The 21,137-nt window shown below is 72.9% G+C and carries 15 protein-coding genes; 13 read left to right on the top strand and 2 right to left on the bottom strand.

The genetic code is table 11. The features are described 5' to 3' along the window. Positions 1 to 55 precede the first annotated feature (55 nt). From ACWDVB_RS29175 to ACWDVB_RS29135, 9 genes are read left to right on the top strand one after another with little or no spacing between them, the layout of a single operon-like run. Positions 56 to 1,222, top strand: a complete 1,167-nt coding sequence (locus ACWDVB_RS29175) for a glycosyltransferase family 4 protein (protein WP_451612001.1) — start codon at positions 56 to 58, stop codon at positions 1,220 to 1,222. After that, positions 1,219 to 1,947 carry a class I SAM-dependent methyltransferase gene (locus ACWDVB_RS29170; protein WP_451512993.1) on the top strand — a complete coding sequence of 243 codons (729 nt, stop codon included), beginning with the start codon at positions 1,219 to 1,221 and terminating at the stop codon, positions 1,945 to 1,947. Before ACWDVB_RS29175 ends, ACWDVB_RS29170 begins: the two co-directional genes overlap by 4 nt. After that, a complete protein-coding gene (locus ACWDVB_RS29165) occupies positions 1,944 to 6,290 on the top strand; it encodes an alpha-(1->3)-arabinofuranosyltransferase domain-containing protein (RefSeq protein ID WP_451512994.1) in 4,347 nt (1,448 codons plus the stop codon). The genes ACWDVB_RS29170 and ACWDVB_RS29165 overlap by 4 nt, the downstream gene beginning before the upstream one ends. Continuing rightward, on the top strand, positions 6,287 to 7,837 hold the full coding sequence (locus tag ACWDVB_RS29160) for a condensation protein (RefSeq protein ID WP_451512995.1): 1,551 nt from the start codon (positions 6,287 to 6,289) through the stop codon (positions 7,835 to 7,837). Before ACWDVB_RS29165 ends, ACWDVB_RS29160 begins: the two co-directional genes overlap by 4 nt. Further along, the gene (locus ACWDVB_RS29155) at positions 7,834 to 8,571 is read left to right on the top strand and encodes a class I SAM-dependent methyltransferase (RefSeq protein ID WP_451512996.1); all 738 of its coding nucleotides are present in this window, start codon (positions 7,834 to 7,836) and stop codon (positions 8,569 to 8,571) included. The genes ACWDVB_RS29160 and ACWDVB_RS29155 overlap by 4 nt, the downstream gene beginning before the upstream one ends. 17 nt (positions 8,572 to 8,588) lie before the next feature. Next, positions 8,589 to 9,497: a hypothetical protein gene (locus tag ACWDVB_RS29150; protein ID WP_451513221.1), complete on the top strand. Its 909-nt coding sequence runs from the start codon at positions 8,589 to 8,591 to the stop codon at positions 9,495 to 9,497. Continuing rightward, positions 9,494 to 9,721, top strand: a complete 228-nt coding sequence (locus ACWDVB_RS29145) for a Trm112 family protein (RefSeq protein WP_451512997.1) — start codon at positions 9,494 to 9,496, stop codon at positions 9,719 to 9,721. Before ACWDVB_RS29150 ends, ACWDVB_RS29145 begins: the two co-directional genes overlap by 4 nt. Positions 9,722 to 9,734: 13 nt before the next feature. Continuing rightward, positions 9,735 to 10,538 carry an FkbM family methyltransferase gene (locus ACWDVB_RS29140; protein WP_451512998.1) on the top strand — a complete coding sequence of 268 codons (804 nt, stop codon included), beginning with the start codon at positions 9,735 to 9,737 and terminating at the stop codon, positions 10,536 to 10,538. After that, positions 10,519 to 11,175 carry a hypothetical protein gene (locus ACWDVB_RS29135; RefSeq protein ID WP_451512999.1) on the top strand — a complete coding sequence of 219 codons (657 nt, stop codon included), beginning with the start codon at positions 10,519 to 10,521 and terminating at the stop codon, positions 11,173 to 11,175. The genes ACWDVB_RS29140 and ACWDVB_RS29135 overlap by 20 nt, the downstream gene beginning before the upstream one ends. Here ACWDVB_RS29135 and ACWDVB_RS29130 read toward each other — a convergent pair. Further along, a complete protein-coding gene (locus tag ACWDVB_RS29130) occupies positions 11,159 to 12,043 on the bottom strand; it encodes an ATP-grasp domain-containing protein (RefSeq protein WP_451513000.1) in 885 nt (294 codons plus the stop codon). The two genes, ACWDVB_RS29135 and ACWDVB_RS29130, sit on opposite strands and share 17 nt — an antisense overlap. A gap of 151 nt (positions 12,044 to 12,194) precedes the next feature. Here ACWDVB_RS29130 and ACWDVB_RS29125 point away from each other — a divergent pair, with 151 nt between their 5' ends. The 4 genes from ACWDVB_RS29125 to ACWDVB_RS29110 all read left to right on the top strand — a co-directional run bounded on the left by ACWDVB_RS29125 (position 12,195) and on the right by ACWDVB_RS29110 (position 16,750). After that, entirely contained in the window at positions 12,195 to 13,100 is a 906-nt protein-coding gene (locus ACWDVB_RS29125; RefSeq protein ID WP_451513001.1) for a LysR family transcriptional regulator, read from the top strand. A gap of 123 nt (positions 13,101 to 13,223) precedes the next feature. Continuing rightward, entirely contained in the window at positions 13,224 to 13,793 is a 570-nt protein-coding gene (locus ACWDVB_RS29120; RefSeq protein ID WP_451513002.1) for a cysteine dioxygenase, read from the top strand. Continuing rightward, the gene (locus ACWDVB_RS29115; protein ID WP_451513003.1) at positions 13,793 to 14,878 is read left to right on the top strand and encodes a YeiH family protein; all 1,086 of its coding nucleotides are present in this window, start codon (positions 13,793 to 13,795) and stop codon (positions 14,876 to 14,878) included. Before ACWDVB_RS29120 ends, ACWDVB_RS29115 begins: the two co-directional genes overlap by 1 nt. A 381-nt stretch (positions 14,879 to 15,259) precedes the next feature. Then, a complete protein-coding gene (locus ACWDVB_RS29110) occupies positions 15,260 to 16,750 on the top strand; it encodes an acyl-CoA synthetase (protein ID WP_451513004.1) in 1,491 nt (496 codons plus the stop codon). A gap of 76 nt (positions 16,751 to 16,826) precedes the next feature. Here the strand turns inward: ACWDVB_RS29110 and ACWDVB_RS29105 are convergent, their stop codons facing one another. Continuing rightward, entirely contained in the window at positions 16,827 to 20,519 is a 3,693-nt protein-coding gene (locus tag ACWDVB_RS29105) for a S8 family serine peptidase (RefSeq protein ID WP_451513005.1), read from the bottom strand. Positions 20,520 to 21,137 lie beyond the last annotated feature (618 nt).

Below are 21,137 nucleotides of genomic sequence, written 5' to 3'. Positions count from 1 at the left end.
ACCGCGCGAGCGCGCCCGCGCCATCGGCGTCTGGGGCGGCGTCGTCGGCATCTCCATGGCGGCGGGCCCGCTGATCGGCGGCCGCGCGGAGCGGCTTCCGGCGCCTCCCCCACAGCCGCGCCGGATCGTCTTCCTCGCCCACCGCGACCTCGGCAATCCGGCCGCGGGGGGCTCCGAACTCCTCGTCGACCGGCTGGCCGACGGGCTCAGCAAACTGGGCCACCAGGTCACGCTGCTCTGCGGCGGGCCCGCGGCCTACCGCGACTACCGCGTGGTCTCCGCCGGTGGCGACCTCGGTCACTTCCTGCGGGCGCGCTCAGCCTTCACCCGGCAGGTCGGCGACTGCGATCTGCTGGTGGAGGTCTGCAACGGCATGCCGTACCTGGCGCCGCTGTGGCACCGCGGGCCGACGCTGTGCCTGGTCAACCATGTCCACACCGATCTGTGGGGGATGCGCTTCCAAGGCGCGCTCGCCCCCGCGGCCCGGCTCGGGCGAAGACTTGAGCACTGGGCGCTTTCGGGTGCCCAGCGCGGCAATCTGCTGGTGGCCGTCTCGCCGTCGACGGCCACGGCGCTGCGGGCGATCGGTGTGGAGCGCGAGCGCATCCGCATCGTCCACAACGGCGTCGAGGAGCCGGGCCCGCTGCACGCCCGCTCCGATGAGCCGCTGTTCCTGGCGATGGGACGCCTCGTCGAGTACAAGCGCATCGATCTGCTCCTTCGCCTGTGGGAGCGCGTCAGGCCCGTCACGGGCGGCCGGCTCGTGATCGTGGGCGACGGCCCCGAGCGGGCGCGCCTGGAACAGCTCGCCGGCCCCGGCGTGGAGTTCCGGGGCCATGTCTCCGAGGCGGAGAAGCACCGGCTGCTCTGCGAGGCCTGGATGCTGCTGCATCCCTCGGCCGTGGAGGGCTGGGGCCTGGTCATCACCGAGGCGGCGACCCGCTCGACGCCCTCGGTCGGCTTCGACGTCCCCGGCGTCCGCGACTCCATAGAGGACGGCGTGACCGGTCTTCTCGCCCGCGGCGAGAGTTCCTTCGCCGCCGCCTGGTGCACGCTGGCGCTCAGCGCCGAGCGCCGCAGGTCGCTGGGCAAGGCCGCCGGTGAGCGGGCCGCGCAGTTCCGCTGGGGCAACACCGTGCGGCAGTTCCAGGCCGTGGCGGCCGAAGCGGTCGCCGCCCACCACGCGCCCACCGGGCCTCCGACCGCACAGGGGACTACGTGAAAGACCCGTCCCTGCGCCGCTCCGCCACACTCTTCCGTGCCTTCCTGCGCGAACAGCGGGAGCCGGAGCGCTGCTACACCCTCCTCGCCAAGGACGCCGCCGACCAGGTGGAGGCGTACATATCCGTGAAGGACCGCGTCGTCGTCGACATCGGCGGCGGGGGCGGCTACTTCACCGAGGAGTTCCGGCGGCGCGGCGCGCAGAGCTATCTCTTCGAGCCGGATCTCGCGGAGATGACGGCGTCGGGCACCAAGCCCCCGGAGGGCTCGGTCCTGGCCGACGGCTATCTGCTGCCGCTGGCGGACGGCGTCGCCGATGTCACGTTCTCCTCGAACGTCCTGGAGCACGTCGACGACCCGCAGACGTTCCTGAGCGAGATGGTCCGGGTCACCAGACCCGGCGGGCTCATCTATGTCTCGTTCACCAACTGGTTCTCCCCCTGGGGCGGCCACGAGTGGGCGCCCTGGCACTACCTGGGCGCCGACCGGGCCCGCGCCCGCTATGAAAGACGTACCGGTAAAGCCGCGAAACACACGCTCGGCGAGAACCTCTTCGCCCACCACGTCGGAGCGACCCTGCGCCAGGTGCGGGGCCGCTCCGACGTGGACGTGGTGTCGGCACGCTCACGCTACTGGCCGTTCCTGGCCGGGGCGATCACCAAGGTGCCGGGTGTGCGCGAGATCGCGACCTGGAACCTCCTCCTCATCCTCAGGCGGTGTCCATGACCACGGTCCAGGCCCCACCCCCGGCCACCGTGCGGCCCACGACCGACGCCCCTGAACCCTCGCGGGGGCCGCGCTCGCGGCGCTGGCTGCTGGGGTTCTGGGCCGTGGTGTTCGTGCTGTTCCTCGCGGTGAGACCGGGGCGCATGACGTTCGACACCAAGCTCGGTGTCACCGTCGACCCCTGGCAGTTCCTCTCCGACCTCGGCCAGCTCTGGCACGACCGGGGCGGCTTCGGCGGAATCCAGGACCAGTACGTCGGCTACGCGTTCCCGATGCTGCCGTTCTACGGCCTGGCCGATCTCGTGCAGCTGCCGGTCTGGCTCGCCGAGCGGCTGTGGCTGTCGCTGATCGTGACGGCGGCCTTCTGGGGCGCGCTGCGCCTCGCCGAACGCCTGGGCATCGGCAGCCGTCACAGCCGGCTGCTCGGCGCGGTGGTGTACGCGCTGTGGCCGACGTTCACCGTGGTCGTCGGGTCGACGTCGGCGGCGGCGCTGCCCGGCGCCTTCCTGCCGTGGGTGCTGCTGCCGCTGACGAACGAGCGGATCAGCGCGCGCCTGGCCGCCTGCCGCTCGGCGCTGATCATCCCCTTCATGGGCGGTGTGAACGCGGCGGCGACCCTCGCCTCCCTGCTCCCGGTCGCCCTGTACCTCCTCTCCCGCCCGAACGGCCCGCGCAAGCGGAAGCTGATCACCTGGTGGGTGCCGGGCGTCATCCTGGCCACCGCCTGGTGGATCGTGCCGCTCCTCATGCTCGGCATATACGGCGAGAACTTCCTCCCCTACGTGGAGAACTCGGCCACCACGACCGGCACCATGTCGGCGACCGAGACACTGCGCGGCGCCGGCAACTGGGTGGCGTACCTCCACTTCGGTGAGGCGTGGCTGCCGGCCGGCTGGACGGTGGCGACGGCCGTCGTGACCATCGTCTGCTCGGCGCTTGCCGCCGCACTCGGCCTCGCCGGGCTCGCCCGGCGCGATCTGCCCGAGCGGCGCTGGCTGGTCCTGACCGTCCTGTCGGTCGTCCTGATCACGCTGGCCGGTTACGGCGGCGCGTTCGGCGCGCCCTTCCACGAGACCGTCCAGTCCTGGCTGAACGGCGGGCTCGTCCCGTTCCGCAACATCTACAAGTTCCAGACGGGCCTCGCCCTCGCGCTCGCCTTCGGCCTGATGCATCTGGCGGGCGTCGCCGCGCAGGCACGCGGGGCGCGGCCGGTGCGCGGCAGACGGTACGCGCCGCTGATCGCGGCGGTCCTCGTGCTGCCCGGTCTGGCCTGGCCGTACCTGAACGGCTCGATCCTCCAGCCCGGTTCGTTCCAGAAGCTGCCCACGTACTGGCAGACGACGGCCGACTGGCTGGAGAAGTACTCCCCCGACTCCCGTGCCCTCGTCGTCCCGGCGACCGCGCACGGCATCTACACCTGGGGCTCCCCCATCGACCAGCCCCTCGACGTGCTGGCCGATTCACGCTGGGCACAGCGCGACTACGTGCCGTTCGGCACGGCGGGCAACCGCCGCGCGATGGACGCCGTCGAACAGGCGCTGATGACCGGCGGCGAAGTGCCGGGCCTGAGCGACTATCTGACCCGCGCCGGGCTCTACTACGTCGTCGTACGCAACGACCTCGACCCCGACCAGGTCGGCCACGTCCCGACGGCGACGGTCAAGCGCACCCTGGAGGAGTCCGGCTTCAGCCGCGTCACCGGCTTCGGCCCGCAGACCACCGGCGGCACGATCCCCGACGACACGCCCCTCCAGGTGGAGGGCCTCTACCCGCGCCAGCGCGCCGTGGAGATCTACGCCCCCGGCGACAGCGCCGAGCGCCCCGGCCAGGCGGGCCTGAAGCCCGTCTCCAACACGGCGGTCGTCAGCGGCGGCCCCGAGTCGCTCCTTCCGCTCTCCGCCGATCCCTCGATGCGGGACCGCCCGGCCGTCCTGACCGGCGACAACCACCCGGGCGTCGGCACGCCGGGCCTGCTGGCGGTCGGTGACGGCCTGCGCCGCGCCGACACCCGCTTCGGCCTGGTCAACTCCAATACGTCGTACACGTACGGCCCCGACGAACGGAACGCCGCCGACGCGGTCCAGGACCCGGGCAGGAAGCCGCACCAGATCCTGCCGTCGAAGGGCATCGAGCACCAGACGACGGCGGAGCTGCGCGGCGCCAAGTCGGTGACGGCCTCCTCCTACGGCAACTGGCTCTTCCACCTGCCGCAGTACGACCCGGTGAACGCCTTCGACGGCAACCCGGCCACGGCCTGGGCGGAGGGCAACGCCGACTCGGCGAACGGGGAGTGGATCAAGGCGGACTTCAATTCCGAGATCACCGTCCCGTCCTCCTTCCGTGTCACCCCGCTGCCGCAGAACGGCGTGCGGGCGGCGCCCACCCGGGTGCGCGTGGAGACCGAGCAGGGCTCCGTCACCAGCTCGCTCCAGCCCAACGGCATGGCGCAGCGCGTCAAGGCCCGCGCGGGCGTCACCGACTGGATCAAGATCACGATCGTGGACACGCAGGAGCCGCGCCCCGGTCTGACGGGCGCGGGCTTCTCGGAGATCACCATCCCGGAGGTGCGGATCACCAAGCTCCTCCAGCTGCCCGCCGACGCCAGGAAGACGACGGGCGCCGACGCGACGACGTACTCCCTGCACCGCTCCTCCGACCCGAGCGCCCTCTCGCCGGTGAACGCCGAGTCCGGCCTGCACCGCCGCTTCACGACCACGGGCAGCGGTGAGTACGAGATGAAGGCGAGCGCGGTGGCCGTGCCGGGCCGCGAACTCGACGAGCTGCTCTACAAGGTGGCCCCCGAGCAGGAGCAGCAGATCATCGCGACGGCCGACTCCACGGCGGGGCTCGGCAACGGCCTGTCGCCGCGCAACCTCACCGACGGTGATCTGACCACGGCGTGGATCGCGGGCACCGGCAACCGCCCGGTGATCCACCTCAAGTGGCCGGACAAGCAGCCGGTGGGCGAGATCGTGCTGCCCGCCGCGGGTGGCCTGTCCACGCGTCCGCAGAAGATCGAGATCAGCTCGCCGGACGGCGCGGCGACCGCGGGCGTCGACGAGCACGGCAACGCGCGCTTCGCCCCGATCACCACGGACCGGATGGACATCACCATCACGGAGACGGCGCCGCTGACCGTCCACAACCCGGTGGCGGACGACAACCTCCAGCTGCCGGTGGGCCTCACCGAGGTCTACGTCCCCGCGCTCGACACGTACCGCACGCCGCAGCCCAAGGCCTCCAAGAGCTTCTCGCTCCCCTGCGGCCAGGGCCCGACGATGTCGATCGACGGCGAGCTGTACGAGACGAGCGCCAAGGGCAAGGTCCGGGACCTCACCGAGCGCCGCCCGGTCGAGATCAGCCTCTGCCGGCGGGGCGAGAAGGAGACGGCGGTACGGCTCGACGCGGGAGCGCACAGCGTCGAGACCGGGGACGCGGGCCCGCTCGCCGTCATGGACGCGTCCCTCACCCGGGGCACCCCCGGCGCGGTGGACGAGACCGCCCGTGAGCTGAAGATCAAGGACTGGCTGGGCGACCGCCGCGAGGTGGGCGTCGGCGCGGGAGCAGCCTCGTACCTGACGACGTACGAGAACGTGAACGACGGCTGGAAGGCGACCCTCAACGGCAAGGAGCTGACCTCGCTGCGGCTCGACGGCTGGCAGCAGGGCTGGCTCGTGCCCAAGGGCGAGGGCGGCACGGTCAAGCTGACGTACGAGCCGTCGCAGGTCTACGAGATCGGCCTGATCCTGGCCGGTGTCGGCGTCCTGGCGCTGATCGCGCTGGTCCTGGTCCGGCGCCGCGAGCCCAACCCGGACGCCCTCCTTCCCGCGCCGCCCGCGCCGGGTCCGATCCTCGGCACGGTGGCGCTGACGCTGGTGGCCGCGGTGATCGCGGGACCGTTCGCCCTGCTCGTCCCGGCGCTGGCCCTGCTGGCCTGGTGGCGTCACGCGCTGCTCGTGCCGATCGCGTTCCTGGCGATGGCGGGAGCGGGCATCGCGGCGGCGACCGGTGCCGGGGAGGCGGTGGGCGCCGACGAGGGGGCGTTCAGCCCGGTGGCTCAACTGCTCGCGCTCATCGCGCTGTTCGCGGCGCTGGTGACCGTACGGGAGCGTTACGCGCATCCGGACACCGGCGATACGTTGGTGTACGGACCGGACGGTGGCCCCGGCCTGCGGCAGCCGGCGCAGCCTCCGGTGCATCCCCCGGTGCCTCCGCTGCCGCACCGCAGGCCCGAGGGCGACAACCACCCGGCCGGGTCCGAGCCCGCGCCGCAGAGCGATGCGACGGTCCGCTTCCCGCGGCACAAGCGCACGCCCCCCACAGAAGAAGGCACGCAGCGATGACCGCACTGGAACACCCGGCACGGCGTGCGGACGGCCCCGGCCGGCCGCCCGCGCGCGTGCCGTTCCCCGTCGTCGACGAGGTCTCCCGGCACTGCCTCCAGGAGGAGGAGCCGGAGACCGTGCACATCGAGGTGCACCTGCCGGGCACCCCGGACCCGGCCCGTCTCCGGGCCGCGTTCACCGAGGCCCTGCGCCGCCATCCGCGCATCCTGATGCGGGAGGCGCGGGGCCCTTGGTACCGCCGCCGCTACGAGTGGGAACTCACCGCGGAACCGGACACGGAGGTGGTGACCTTCCCGCCCCCCGAACCGGACGCCCTCAAGCGAGCCCGCGAACGGGCGCTGGCCGAGGCGCCCCCGCTGTCCTCTTCGCCGCCCATCCGCCTGGAGGTCATATCGACGCGGCCCCCACTCGCGGAGAGCCGCGGTGCCGATGCGGGGAGGCGTGCCGGTATGTCCGCCGGGAGCACGGAGGCGGGGCCGCCGGAAGGGCGGGGCCGAACAGCCGGGGACGGCTCCGCCCCGCACCGGACGGAGCACACCCCGGGCCACGCCGAAGGCGCCCCCGCCAGCGCAAGCGTGTTGTTGTTGACCATCAATCACACCGCCCTGGACGGCCCCGCCTGCCTCCGTGTCCTCGCGACGGCCGCCGAGATCTACGGCGGCCGGGACAACTCCCCCGCGGCGCCGCCCACCCGCACGCCGGACAGCAGCGGAGCCGCCCCGCAGCCTCCGCCGGACGCGCCCTCCGGGTGGGCGCCGCCGGCCAGGGTCTCCCGGGGCGCCCCGGAGCCCTCGCCCGGCAACGGGATGCTGATCGCGGAGCTGCCCGTGCCGCGCCGCGCCAAGGGCTCCCCGTTCACCGTGAACGACCAGCTCATGGTGGCGACCGCACTGATGATCGCCCACTGGAACCGCGAGCACGGTGCCTCGCCGCGCCCCCTGCGCATCACGATGCCGGTGGACGACCGCCCCCGCGACGCGACCATGCCGATCGGCAACGGCACCCGGCTCGTCGAAGTGCCCTTCGGCACGAACGAGTTGTCCCACCGCGACTGGACGCCGGACGCCATCCACGACCTGCTGCGCCGCACCTCCGACCGCACCCGCGCCCTCAAGGCCATGGCCCGCCCCCAACTGGGCCATGGCGCGGCCCTGTTGACCGCGCCGGTGCTCCCGGTCACGCTCAGGGCGGCCGTCACACGTGGCCTGCGCCGGGCCGCCGCGCCCTGGACGTCGACCACGCTCCTGAGCAACATCGGCCGCATCCCGTACGCCCTGGACTTCGGCGACGCGGGCCGCGCGCACGCCGTGTGGTTCTCCGCGCCGGCCCGGCTGCCGCGCGGCCTCACCGTGACCACGGCGTCCACGGCGGGCCGGCTGCACCTCGCCCTGCGCTGGTCGAAGACGCTGCTCAGCCACGGTGACGGCGCCCATCTGCGGGACCTGTTCGAGCACTATCTGCACGCGACGGAGCACACGGAGCACGCGGAGCACACGCGGACCGGAGAGTCCGGAGAGACCGGAGAGACCGGAGGGCCTAAGTGACCGCCACTACCACCCGGCGCCCCGCCGGGCTCCGCGACTTCTACGAGGACCCCGCCGTACCGGTCGCGTCGGGCGACGCCCGCAGCCTGCGCCAGGCCCGCGTCCTCGCGGACGCCCTGGGCCCCGCCACCTCCCGTACGGCAACGGTCCTGGACATCGGCTGCGGCGACGGCACGGCCGCCGCGACCGCGGCACCGCTCCTGGCGGGTCACCGCGTGATCGGCGTGGACTGGTCGCAGGACGCGCTCAAGCGCGCCCACGCCCGGCTTCCGTACGTCGTACGCGGCGAACTCACCGACGGCGGCCTGCCGTTCGCCGACGGGGCGGCCGACGCCGTCCTGTTCAGCGAGGTCATCGAGCATCTGGTGGACCCGGACAGCGCGCTGGACGAGCTGCGAAGAGTCCTCAGGCCAGGGGGCCACCTCATGCTGTCCACCCCCAACCTCGCGGCCTGGTACAACCGCGGCCTGCTCCTCGCCGGGGTGCAGCCGGTCTTCTCCGAGGTGAGCCTGCGCGGCATCCACGGCCGGCCGGGCAAGGAGGTCGTGGGCCATCTGCGGCTGTACACGGCCCGCGCGCTGCGGGAGTTCGTCGCGGCGAGCGGCTTCACGGTCGTACGCCTGTCCGGCGCGCCCTTCCACGGCGTGCCACGCCCGCTGCGCGCTCTGGACCGGCTCGCCTGCGCCGTGCCGAGCGCCTCCTCGATCCTGCTGCTGCACGCCCGAAGGACTTGAGTCCCATGTGGTGGGGTGTGGCCGCGGCGCTGCTCGCGAACTTGCTCTACAGCACCGGGTTCGTCCTGGAGAAGCGGGCGTTGACGGCCATGCCGTCGGTCAGCGTCCGCAACCCGGCGCGGCTGCTCAGGCAGGTCCTCGGCAGCCCGCTCTGGATCGGCGGCTCGCTCGCCCTCGCGGCGGGCTTCGGCGCCCAGCTCGCCGTGTACCGGACGCTGCCGATCGCCGCCGCGCAGGGCATCTTCGTATCCGGCCTGGTCCTCCTGCTGCTCCTGTCCTCGGCCCTGCTCGGCGAGCGGACCTCCGGACGCGAGCGGTACGCGGTCGCCGCGATCCTCGTGGCGCTGCTCATGGTCGTCCTGTCGCTCAGCGAGAACTCCGACACGGTGAGCCGCGGCGCGCCCGCGCCGCTGGTCCTCACCGTCTGCCTGCCGTCGCTCGCCGCGGGGCTGTGGCTGTACGGCGCCGCCGAGCGCCGGGCCAAGCACCGCCACCGCCAGCCGACGACGGGCGTCGAGTACGGCGTCGCGGTCGGCCTGCTGTACGGGGTCAGCTCGCTGGCCATCAAGGGCGTCTCCAGCCATCTGACGACGCAGGGCATCGGCGGGGCGCTCGTGGACCTGCTGCGCTCGCCGTACCCGTATCTGCTCCTGTTCACCGGCGCGTTCGGCCTGATCATGTCGCAGGCGGCGCTCCAGCGGTGCCGGGCCTCACTGATCGTTCCCGTGTGTACGACGGTGACGGCGCTGTTCACCGCGGTGCTCGGGACGCTGGCGTTCGGCGAGGCGCTGCCGCACGAGCCGGTGCGCCTCGCGCTGCGCATCGCGGGCACGGTGCTCGCCGTGTCCGTGCTCCTCGCCATGCCCAAGCACGACGGCCCCCCGTCCCAGACACCGCCCCCCACCAAGGAGTTGACGAGCGGATGAACCCCGACGACCCACTGCTGAAGATCCTCGCCTGCCCGCTGGACAAGGGCCCGCTGCATCTGCTCGCCCCGGCCGGGCCCCTCGTACCGGAAGAGGCGCTCTACAACCCGCGCCTGCGCCGCCGCTACCCGGTCGTCGACGGCATCCCGCAGCTGCTGCCCTCCTCCGGCGAGCAGGTCACCGAGGACGAACACGAGCGGCTGCTCAAGCGGATATCCCTGTGACGGGGGGCCGCCCATGACGCTCGCCGCGCGCCTCGCGCCCTATGTCCCGGACCGCCTCATCGCCTCCCTGGCCCGCCTCGTCTACCCGCGCTTCGAGCCGGAGCTGGCCCGTCTCGGCGACCTCTGTCCGCCGGACTGCGGCACCGCCGTGGACGTCGGCGGCTGGTACGGCCCCTGGTCGCGCCGCCTCGCCTCGCGCGCACGCCGCGTGGTGACCGTCGAACCGGTGCCCCACCTGGCCCGCCTTCTCGCCTCCAGCACCCCCGGCAACGTCCGTGTCGTCCAGGCCGCGGCCACCGACCGTCCCGGTACGGCACGGCTCTGGCTGCCGCACGGGGACCACGGCGAGCGGGGCGTGTCCTCCCTGATCCGCCGCGACATCCACGCCACCGCCGTCGACGTGCCGTGTCTCACCCTGGACGGGCTCGGCCTGAGGGACGTCCACTTCATCAAGATCGACGTGGACGGCAATGAACTGCCGGTGCTGCGCGGCGCGCGCGAACTGCTCGTCCGCGACCGTCCGGCGCTCTTCATCGAGCTGGAGTCCCGCATCCAGCCGATCGCCCCCATCGTGGACCTCCTCACCCGCGACCACGGCTACCGGGGCTGGGTCCTGCCGCACGACACCTGGCTTCCGCTGGCCGCCTTCGACCTGGAGGCGCATCAGCGCGACACGTCGTACGTCGTGGCGCAGGGCCTGCTGCGCCGGGTGCTCACGCCCAGGCACCCCCGCTACGTCAACTCGGTGCTGTTCCTCCCGGAAGGCCGCCGCCCGGGAGAGCGCGCGGTGCGCGACGATGGGGCGCATGCCCGCTAGCTCCTCGTCGCCCGCCGCCCCCTTCACCCCGCTGGACTTCCAGCTGGTCCTGCTGCGCCGCATGGCCGACCACAATCCGGAGCTGGTGGAGGCCGCCCGCCATGAACTCGGCGTCTCCATCGCCGAGATGCGCGAGGCCAACCGCCGCTGGCAGGCGATGGCCCGGGGGCCGCGCTCCCGGGGCGCCGCGGCGCGCTACCGCTCGGTCCTCGGCGCCCCCGAGTCGACCGCCCGCCGGACGATCGGCGACCTGGAGTGCGAGGCCCTGCTCTGGCCGGTGCCGCTCTGGCCCGATCTGCGCTTCGAGGTGTTGCGGGCGCGGAACGGGGCGGTGTGGAACGATTGGTTGGTGCGCGCGCCCGGGGCGGCGGGACCCGATCTTCACACCCTCGCCGACCTCACCCCGTGGTCGTGCACGGTCGACGAGGCGGCGCGGGCCTTCGCCCCGGCGAGGCCCATGGAGGGGACGGCGCCGACGCGATGGCGCCTGGCGTTCACGGCGCCGGACGCGGGCGGGGAGCGGCGGCGCTGCGTGGCGGAGTTCACGTGGGGGCTGCTGCAGCGGGTGGAGTTGCCGGGCGGGGACACGGGCACGGGCGCCGGTGGGGTCGCCGGTGGGGTCACACCGCCGCCTTGAGGATCCCTTCCACCACGCGGGGCAGCGAGTCGGGGTGCAGGCGGAGGAAGAGGTTGGGCTCGACGAGTTCGAGCTCCATGACGCACGGACCGCCGTCAGGGCCCTCCCCGTCGACGAGGTCCACGCGCGCGTAGAGCAACTCGGGCACTCCCGGAACGACGTCCAGAGCCCGCCTCGCGACATCGAGTTCGGCGGCCGTCGGCTCCCAGGGCCGCAGATCGGGGTGCGGCATCTTGTCGGCGTCGTACGCCGTGCCGGGCGCGAGCACCGCGCCCTTCTGTATCGCGTGCAGGAACTCCCCGCCGAGGAAGACGAGCGCGCGCTCGCCGGTGGTGTCGATCCGCCGCATATAGGGCTGCGCCATGGCGGTGAACCCCTCGTCGTGCATGCGGGCGATCTGCGCGAGGGCGGTCCCGCGCTCGTCGGCGCGGTAGCGGGCGGCGTACCGGGCCCCGGCCCCGGAAGCAGGCTTGACAACGAACTCGTCGTACGTGCCGGGCAGTTGGACGTCCTCCCCGGGCGCGCAGTAGTACGTCGGCACGACGGGGACGCCCGCTGCGGCCAGCTCGCCGAGGTAGCGCTTGTCGGTGTTCCACCGCACGACGTCCGCCGCGTTGGCGAGCCGCGTGAGCCGACCGCACCGCTCGGCCCACGCCACGTACTCGTCGGTGCGCCAGCTGTAGTCCCACGTGGACCGGATCACCGCGAGGTCGAACCCGGCCCAGTCGACGTCCGGGTCGTCCCATCCGACGACGCGGACGTCGGCCCCCGCCTCGCCGAGGGATCGCGCCAGGACCGGCAGATCGTGGTCGTGGTCCGGCTGCGGCCGGCGGGTCACCAGGGCTATGCGGGGGCGGGGGCTGAGCACGGGGGCTCCTCTTCGTACGCGGTTCGGGCCGGTCGGGGCCGGTGCGGGCCCCCGCAGGCTAACAACCGCGCCGGGGCGGGCCCGGAGACCGGTGCCACGAGCGGTCCGGCACCCATGTTCGGTCCTCCCAACATCTGCTTATGATTCAGCGGTGTTCGATTCACGGCACATCAAGACGTTCCACGAAGTGGTCCGGGCCGGGTCGTACTCGGCGGCCGCCCGCTCCCTCGGGTATACGCAGCCCGCGATCACCCAGCAGATGAAGGCCCTTGAGCGGTCCGTCGGCACTCCGCTGTTCACCCGTGTCGGGCGCCGCATGCGGCTGACGGAGGCCGGGGAGGCGCTGTCGCGGCACGCGGGGATCATCCTGGACGACATCTCCGCCGCCCAACAGCAGATGAACGCCATCACGCGGCTGCGGTCGGGGCGGGTGCGGGTCTGCGCCTTTCCCAGTGCCAACGCCACCCTCATCCCGGAGGCCCTGGCCCGGCTCGCGTCGGGGCATCCGGGGGTGCGGGTGGAGCTTCTGGAGGACGAGCCGCCGGAGTCGCTGCGGCGCGTGGTGCGCGGGGAGTGTGACATCACGCTCGCCTTCACCTATCCCGGCCTGCACGAAGAGGTGCCCGAGGAGCTGGCGGAGATCCCGCTGATGGAGGACCAGCTGACCGTACTTCTGCCCACCGGGCACCCGATGGCACGCCGGCGGTCGGTGAAGCTCGCGGAGCTGGCGGAGGAGCGGTGGATAGCGGGGTGTCCGCGCTGCCGCGCCAACTTCCTTCACGAGTGTGCCGAGTTGGGCTTCGCGCCCGACATCGCCTTCACCACCGACGACAATCTGGTCGTGCAGAGCCTGGTCGCCGAGGGGCTCGGCATCGCAATGATGCCGGGACTCGTCCTGAACTTCCTGTGCCACCGCAAGGTCACGGGCCGCGCCCTGGACCCCGCCTCGCGGCGCAAGGTGTCCGCGTACGTCCTCAAGGACCATCTCCGCATCCCGGCGACCGCTCTGGTCCTGGACGAGCTGAGGACCGTGGCCGCGAACCGCGTCGGCTGCTGAACCCCGGCCGCTGCCCACCACCCGCTACCGCTCCGGACGGCGCGCGATCCATAAGCGGAAGTTGCGGGGACGCCAAAGAACTGTCGTTGGACGTGATGGATCGGGCGGCGCCACGCTGCCCGTATGACCACTCCGACCACGTACCGGGCCGCCCGGACCACAGAACGCCTCGACACGCTCGTCGCCGACGTGCGCGAGGCCGTCGGGCGCGGCCTGCCTCCCGACCTGACCGCGTACCTGGTCGGCGAGCGGCTCGCCCCCCACCTCGGCGCCGCCGATCTGCTCACCGGCGAGCAGTGCGAGGGCGACCCCGACCGCTACCGCCAGCACGTCCTGCACGCCGAGCACGACGGCAGCTTCTCCATCGTGGCCCTGGTCTGGCTGCCGGGGCAGCGGACCTCCGTGCACGACCACGTGTCGTGGTGCGTCACCGGCGTGCACGAGGGCCAGGAGCACGAGCGCCGCTACCGCCTGGTGCCCGCCACCGGGACCGGCGGCGCCGCCCGCCTCGTCGCCACGGAGGACGTCGTCAATCCGCAGGGCGCGGTCTGCGGCTTCGCGCCGCCCGGCGACATCCACCGGGTGTGGAACGCGTGCGGCACGCGCGCGATATCGATCCACATCTACGGCGCCGACATAGCCCGCCTGGGCAGCAGCGTCCGCCGGGTGTACGAGCTTCCGGCCGACCGGTAATGGCACTGCTCGGCGAACGCCCCAAGTCCCGTACCGGCGGCCCCGGGACTTCACGTGCCGTGCGGCCGCGGTCGCACGGCAGACTGCCCGGACTCGCGCTCGCCGCCCTCGGCGTCGCCGTGGCGTGGGGCGTGCACCTGCTGGTGCCCGGCGTCCCGATGCTCACCGCCGCCGTGGTCCTCGGCATCGCGGCGGCCCATCTGCCCGGCGCCGCGCGTCTCTTCGTACGCGGCCCCGGCAAGGCGGGACTGACGTTCGCGGCCAAACGGCTGATGCGCGTCGGCATCGTGCTGCTCGGCCTGAAGCTGAGCCTGGACGACGTGCTCGGGCTCGGCTGGAGCTCGGTCGTGATGGTGCTCGGCGTGGTCGCCGTCACCTTCTTCGGCACCTGGTGGCTGGGCCGCCGCATGGGCCTGCGCGGCGACCAACCGCTGCTCATCGCCACCGGCTACTCGATCTGCGGGGCGTCCGCGATCGGCGCGGTCAGCGAGGTCTCCGAGAGCGACGAGCGGGACACGGCCACGTCGGTGGCCCTGGTGACGCTGTGCGGGACGCTCGCGATCGCCGTACTGCCGGTGCTCCAGCACCCGCTGGGCCTGACCGACGCGGAGTTCGGGCGCTGGGTCGGGGCGAGCGTGCACGACGTGGGGCAGGTCGTGGCGACCGCGCAGACGGCCGGTTCCGGGGCGCTCGGCGACGCGGTGCTGGTCAAGCTGATGCGGGTGGCGCTGCTCGCACCGCTGGTCGCGGCCGTCGCGCTGTCGGTGCGGGCCCGGTCGAGGGCGGGTGCCGCCGCCGACCGGACCGGTTCCGGGGGCACCCGGCGCCCGCCCCTCGTGCCGCTCTTCGTCGTCGGCTTCCTCGCCATGGTCGCCCTGCGCACCACCGGCTTGCTGCCGGGCGGCGCGATCGACGCCGCCCAGACGGCACAGGAACTCCTGCTGGCCGCCGCCCTGTTCGGCCTCGGCAGCGCGGTGGACCTGCCGTCGCTGACCCGCACGGGCGGCCGGGTCGCGGTGCTGGGCCTCGTGGCGTGGGGCGTGATCGCGGGGGTGTCGTACGTGGGTGTGGTCCTGACGTACTGAACCGGTTACCCACCGCAAGTCTGGAAGCCTTGCAGCCCGGAAGCCCGGAAGCCCGGAAGCCCGGAAGCCCTTGAGGACACGACCTGTCCTCAAGGGCTCCTACTGCTCCCTCCATGGAGACCTTCGAGATCCACCCTTCCGAAATGGCCGAGGACGACCCCACGCTCACCGACCGCGAGCGGGCCGGGGTGCGGCGCATGAACGAGACGTTCCGGGACACGTCGCGCAGTTCACCGTCCAGGACATCGCGCTCCGGCCGACTACCGGTGAGGCCGACCACCGGTGAGCCGGGCCACCCGTGGTGGACTGGTGCGGTACGGGGCCTGTGCGGGCAGAAGGCACAGGCCAAGAAGGCCGAGCAGACTTCGAGGAGTACGAGACGTGGATCCCCTCTTCCCGACCCTGTCCGCCCCGCACGCACGGGCTTCCGGCGAGGCCCTGAGGTTCGGCGACCGCACGCTGAGCCATGCCGGGCTCGCGGTGGTGGCCGGAGCCTTGGCGGGCCGCCTGAGCGGGGCGGGCCGCGTCGCCGTCTGGGCCACGCCCTCTCTGGAAACCGCCGTGGGCGTGGTCGCCGCCCTGCTCGCCGGAGTCCCGGCCGTGCCGCTCAACCCGAAGTCGGGCGGGAGCGAGCTGGCGCACATCGTGGCGGACAGCGCGCCGTCGCTGGTACTGGCCGAGCCGGGCGCCGAACTGCCCGCCGCGCTGGCGGACTTGACGCGAATCGATGTCGATGTCGATGTCGATGTCGACGTGGATGACGTACGAGGGGCCGCGATCACGGACCCGCACGCCCCCGAGGACCCCGCCCTCATCGTCTACACCTCCGGCACCACCGGCCCGCCCAAGGGCGCCGTCCTGCCGCGCCGTGCGATCGCCACCACGCTGGACGCCCTGGCGGACGCCTGGCAGTGGACCGCCGACGACGTCCTCGTGCACGGTCTGCCGCTGTTCCACGTGCACGGCCTGATCCTCGGCACGCTGGGCCCGCTGCGGCGCGGCGGCTCGGTGCGCCACCTCGGCCGGTTCAGCACGGAGGGCGTGGCCCGCGAGCTGGGCTCGGGGGCGACCATGCTGTTCGGGGTGCCGACGATGTACCACCGGATCGCCGAAGCCCTCCCGGAGGACCCGGAGTTGGCGAAGGCGCTGGCCGGTGCGCGGCTCCTGGTGTCCGGCTCGGCCGCGCTCCCGGTCCACGACCACGAGCGCATCGCGGCCGCCACGGGCCGCAGGGTCATCGAGCGGTACGGCATGACGGAGACGCTCATGAACACCAGCGTCCGCGCGGACGGCGAGCCGCGCTCGGGCGCGGTCGGGGTGCCGCTGCCGGGCGTCGACCTGCGCCTGGTCGACGAGGCGGGCGAGCCGGTCGCGGCGGACGACCCGGAGGCGGTCGGCGAGATCCAGGTGCGCGGCCCGAACCTCTTCACCGAGTATCTGAACCGCCCGGACGCGACCGCCGCGGCCTTCGCCCCGGGTGGCTGGTTCCGGACCGGCGACATGGCGGTGCGGGACCCCGACGGGTACGTACGGATCGTCGGCCGCAAGGCCACCGACCTCATCAAGAGCGGCGGTTACAAGATCGGCGCGGGCGAGATCGAGAACGCGCTCCTCGAACACGCGGGGGTCCGGGAGGCCGCGGTCACCGGGGAGCCGGACCCCGACCTGGGCGAACGGATCGTGGCGTGGATCGTCCCCGCCGACCCGCAGCTCCCGCCGCCCGCGGAGGAGTTGGCGGACCATGTGGCGGACCGGCTGGCCCCGCACAAGCGGCCGCGGGTCGTGCGGTACCTGGAGTCGCTGCCCCGCAATGACATGGGCAAGATCATGAAGCGGGCGCTGCCGGAGACCGGAGAGCGGACCAGCCCCTGACACGGGGCTCCGCCCCGGACCCCGCTCCCAGACGCCGGAGGGGCTGATTCTGCCCCTCCGGCCGGGCCCTGAGGAGCTACCTCACCCCCACCGCCCGAATGATCTCCTGCGTCACGGACCCGCCCCGGTCATCGCTCGCCGAGGCCCGCAGCGAGATCGACTCCGCACCGCGTGGCACCTTCAACTCCCCTCCCCAAGCAGCCTTCCGGCCCACCCGGTCCAGCGCGACGTCCCGCCACGACTCGCCCTCGTCGTACGACACGGACAGCTTGCCGCCGCCGATGGTCCCGGTGTCCGCCGCTCCCACGACGTACGCGGAGAAGATCCCCACCGGGATCGTGCGCCCGCCCCGCACGTCGCCCGAGAGGGACGTGTCGACATCGAAGCCGAGGTTGAGCAGCGGCAGGTACGTCTTGCGCTCCGCCGGGGTCTGCCTCGACCTGAAGGTCCACTCGGAGTGGCCCTTCGTGGCGAGCCACCACCGCTCCGCGTCGAGGGTCGTGTCGGTGACGACCCTGTACGTGCGTTCAGCGGGGTCCGCGTCCCACACGTACACGCCGGAGCTCTTGCGCCGGTCGACGCTGACGCCGTCCACGAAGACCTCGCTGACCTGCGTCATCGACTCCTCGTTCCACACGTCGCCGAAGCCGGTGTGGTCGGGGCCGGAGTCGCCCCAGCCGGGCACATTGAACTCCAGGCTGTCGCCTCGGCGGGTCTGGCCCCAGCCGAGGCCGGTGCCGAGCCACGGGTGCAGGACCGGTTTGAACCAGTTCAGGCCGGTCCGCTCGCCGCCCTTGTAGGGGACGAGGCCGCCGCGCTCCTCCAGGGCGCCGGGCCCGGTGGACGCGGACTCGTGCCACAGCTGTCCCGCGCCTGTGGAGACGTACTCCGTCCGCCTGGCCGGGTAATCGACCTTCTCCTGGAAGCCGATGCCGACCGGGAAGGTGTCGGTGATCGAGTAGCGGAACTCGCCGCCCGGCGCGGGCTTCACCGCGTGGAACTTCGTGTCGAGTACCGCCAGTTCGCGCTTCTCCGGCCGGTACGTGAGGTCTTCAGGTACGGCGCCCTCGTGGCCCTCGGAGAGGTCGTAGACGTAAGGGGTGCGGACGGTGCCGGTGCTCTCGACCCTCTTGCCCGCCTTGGCCGCCGCGATGAGCCGGGCGCCGTCGGCGGCGTCGACGGTGGTGATCTGAAGCGGCCGGTCGGTGTTGTCGTCCGTGCCGAACCAGGCGTTGAGCCGCCCCGCCTTTCTGTCGGTCACGAACAGCGCGTCGGCCCCCGCGTCCTGCGCGGCCTGCCCGAGCAGCGCCGGGGTGACCGCGTCCGTGCGGCGTACGACGACGGCCTTGCCCCGCACGTCCTTACCCGCGTACGCGCCCGGGGTGCCGTCGCCCGCGTCCACCAGCGCCCACTTGTGCCGCCCCCCGGCGATCGTCCCGCCGGGCTGGGCGACGGCCTCGCCCAGGCCCTTCACGTCCACGAGCGGCTTGCCGAGCCGCCAGACCGTGCGGTACTCGAAGCTGCCCTCGGTGACCTCGGCGGTCGGGGCGGCGAAGACGCTGTCGTACTTGACGGGCACCTGGACGGCCCCCTGGAGCTCGGCGCCGCCGGCCTTCCTGTCGTACTCCATCAACAGCTGCCGCGTCTCGCTGCGCCGGTCGACCTCGGCTCTGACCTGACGCAACTTTTCTCCATCCAGGGTGACTTCGCGGTCCCGGTCGAGGCGGATCTGCGGGTCGGCGAGGAAGCCGAGGCCGAGCGAGTCCTCGCCCTTGGCACCGCGTACGTCGAGGAATGAGGTGAGGGCGTACGTGCCCGGCTTCAGGCGCAGCCTCAGGGTGCCGGAGTCACCGACGGCGGCCGGGAACGGGTCGACCCCCTTGGTGAGCCGCTGCACCACGAGGTCCGCCGGGGCGGCGGCTCCCTCACGGTCCTTGACGTGCACGGTGAGCGTGTACCGCTCCTCCTCCTTGACCAGCCCGAACGCGGTACGCGCGACCTCCTCGCCGCCGACGCTCGCGACGACACCGCCACTGGTGTTCCCGACGGGCGCCTTCGCCCCGTCGCCGGTGACGGTGGTCGAGGCGGTGCCGTGCGCCGGGACGGTGAGGGTGGTGTCGCGGAGCTCGACGACACCGTCGGCGACGCCGTGCACGCGGAGATCCAACTCCACGCGGGTGTCGGACGAGTTGGCATAGGTAATGGTCTTGCGGACCGGTTCGTTGTCGCCGTACGGCCATCCGTAGAAGCCGAGATCGACGCTGCCGCCGGCGGTGATGTCGGCGTCGATGGCATCGGGCACGCTGACGCGCCCGGCCCCCACCTCATACACACTCTCTTCGAGACGTCGGGAGGTGGACATCAGGGCGTCCTTGAGCCGGGCACCTGCCCAGTCAGGGTGCTTCTCGGCGAGGAGGGCGGCCACGCCCGCGATGTGCGGGGTCGCCATCGACGTACCGCTCATCTCGGTGTAGAAGCCGTCGCCGCCGGTGAGTCCGGAGCGGGCCGCGAGGATGCCGACGCCGGGGGCCGACAGGTCGGGCTTGAGCGCGTGGTCGCCGGCGCGGGGCCCCTGGCTGGTGAAGTGGGCGGCCTTGTCGCCGGAGTCGACCGCGCCGACGGTCAGCGCGGCGTCGGCGGCGCCGGGCGAGCCGATGGAGGAGGGCGCGCCGGTGTTCCCGGCGGCGATGACGAAGAGGGCGCCGGTGTCCTTGGAGAGCGAGTTCACGGCGGCGGCCATCGGGTCGGTGCCGTCGCTGGGCTCCTGCGAACCGAGGCTCATGGACACGATGTCGGCGTCGACGTCCTTGGCGGCCCACTCCATGCCGGCGATGATCTCCGACTCGCTCCCGAAGCCCTCGTCGCTGAGCACCTTCCCGATGGCGAGGGAGACGCCGGGCGCGACGCCCTTCTCCTTCTTCCCCTCCGAGGCGGCACCGCTGCCGCCGACGATGGAGGCCACGTGGGTGCCGTGCCCGTTGCGATCGGCGACCTCCTCACCCGGAACGAAACTCCTCCTCTCTCCGACACGCCCCGTGAGGTCCGGGTGCTCGCCGTCGACCCCGGTGTCGAGGACGGCGACCTTCACACCCTTCCCCGTGAGTCCGGCCTCCCAGGCCGTGGGGGTGCCTATCTGCTCATTGCTCCGCGCCATGTCGACCTCGACACGGCCGTCGAGCCAGACCTTCTCGATGCCGGACGCCTCGTCGCGTACGGAGGGCCAGAGGGCGCCGGGCTTCTCGGCGGTCACTGCGAGGCCCGCGACGCTCGGCAGGGACCGCACCTTTTCGGTGCCGCGGGGCAGACGGGGCGCTGCTCCGTTCCGGGCGCCCTTTCCGTACGTGACGATGAGCGGAAGCGAGGCGGCTCCGCCTCGCCGCCCGGCGACCCCCTGCCTGATCAGCTCGGTGACGTCGAACAGCCGCTCGTCCAGCGCGCCGGAGCGCAGATACGGCCGTGCCTCGTCCGGTACGACGGTGATGTGCCGCCCGCCCGAGATTCGGCTCCGCACGGCCCCGCTCGCCCCTGCGGGCCGCTTGACGGTGACGGTCTGTCTGCCGCCGGGGAGCGGGGTGACGGTGACTTCGTCACCGGTGATCAGGGTGACGGTGTGGGCGGGGGTGCGTGCGGTGCGTGCGGTGCGTGCGTCAGGGCTGGCGGGGGCTGGATCATCATCGGCGGCGGGGCTCTGCCCGGCGGGAAGCAGGGCGAGCACGAGACCAACGGCGACGGCGGGCCCGGCTCTTCGCGAAGCGGGGGCTCTGCTCATTGAGGCTGCCTCTCTTCGTCGGACCCGGGCGGGGGTGGTGCCCGAGTGCTGCGAAAAGTGTCAGGTGCCGTGTGTTGCGGGGGAGTTGACGCGACGTGGCGGAAAGCCGCCAGGGGGCTACCCGCCAGCCACACGGCCCCGCAGCCGCCGGTACGGGGATTCCCACCAGGACGCCGGGGAACGGCACGCGCAACCCTGCCGGGGGCGCGGGAAACGGCACGCGCAACCCCGCCGGGGGCGCGGGAAACGGCACGCGCAACCCCAACGAACCCGCGCAGACACACGCACGGGAAGCCCCACCAGGGGCGCGGGGAACTGCGCGCCCAGCCACAACGCCCCCGCAGAGACCCACCCCCCTGGCCTCCTCCAGGAACGCGGGGAACTGCGCACCCAACCACGACGAACCCGCACAGACACACACGCAGGCAGCCCCACCAGGGGCGCGGGGAACTGCGCGCTCAGCCACGACGAACCCGCGCAGAGACCCGCACCGCCAGCACCCCAGGGGCGCGAGGAACTGCGCGCCCAGCCCCAACAAACCCGCAGAGACCACGAACACCACCCATCCGGCCGCACCCCACCCGGCTCAGCCCAGCGCGCGCGCCCCCGCAACCCCCC

The sequence above is a fragment of the Streptomyces sp. NPDC003379 genome, from assembly GCF_053589195.1.
The sequence above is the reverse complement of the archived record's forward strand: the minus strand, read 5'-3'. Positions and strand labels throughout refer to the sequence as shown.

What these genes read in the sequence shown, in the direction of transcription:
- ACWDVB_RS29135 (WP_451512999.1), top strand. Translation starts at nt 10,519, where the DNA reads ATGGGGCGCATGCCCGCTAGCTCCTCGTCGCCCGCCGCCCCCTTCACC.
- ACWDVB_RS29120 (WP_451513002.1), top strand. Translation starts at nt 13,224, where the DNA reads ATGACCACTCCGACCACGTACCGGGCCGCCCGGACCACAGAACGCCTC.
- ACWDVB_RS29165 (WP_451512994.1), top strand. Translation starts at nt 1,944, where the DNA reads ATGACCACGGTCCAGGCCCCACCCCCGGCCACCGTGCGGCCCACGACC.
- ACWDVB_RS29160 (WP_451512995.1), top strand. Translation starts at nt 6,287, where the DNA reads ATGACCGCACTGGAACACCCGGCACGGCGTGCGGACGGCCCCGGCCGG.
- ACWDVB_RS29145 (WP_451512997.1), top strand. Translation starts at nt 9,494, where the DNA reads ATGAACCCCGACGACCCACTGCTGAAGATCCTCGCCTGCCCGCTGGAC.
- ACWDVB_RS29105 (WP_451513005.1), bottom strand. Translation starts at nt 20,519, where the DNA reads ATGAGCAGAGCCCCCGCTTCGCGAAGAGCCGGGCCCGCCGTCGCCGTT.
- ACWDVB_RS29115 (WP_451513003.1), top strand. Translation starts at nt 13,793, where the DNA reads ATGGCACTGCTCGGCGAACGCCCCAAGTCCCGTACCGGCGGCCCCGGG.
- ACWDVB_RS29175 (WP_451612001.1), top strand. Translation starts at nt 56, where the DNA reads ATGGCGGCGGGCCCGCTGATCGGCGGCCGCGCGGAGCGGCTTCCGGCG.
- ACWDVB_RS29140 (WP_451512998.1), top strand. Translation starts at nt 9,735, where the DNA reads ATGACGCTCGCCGCGCGCCTCGCGCCCTATGTCCCGGACCGCCTCATC.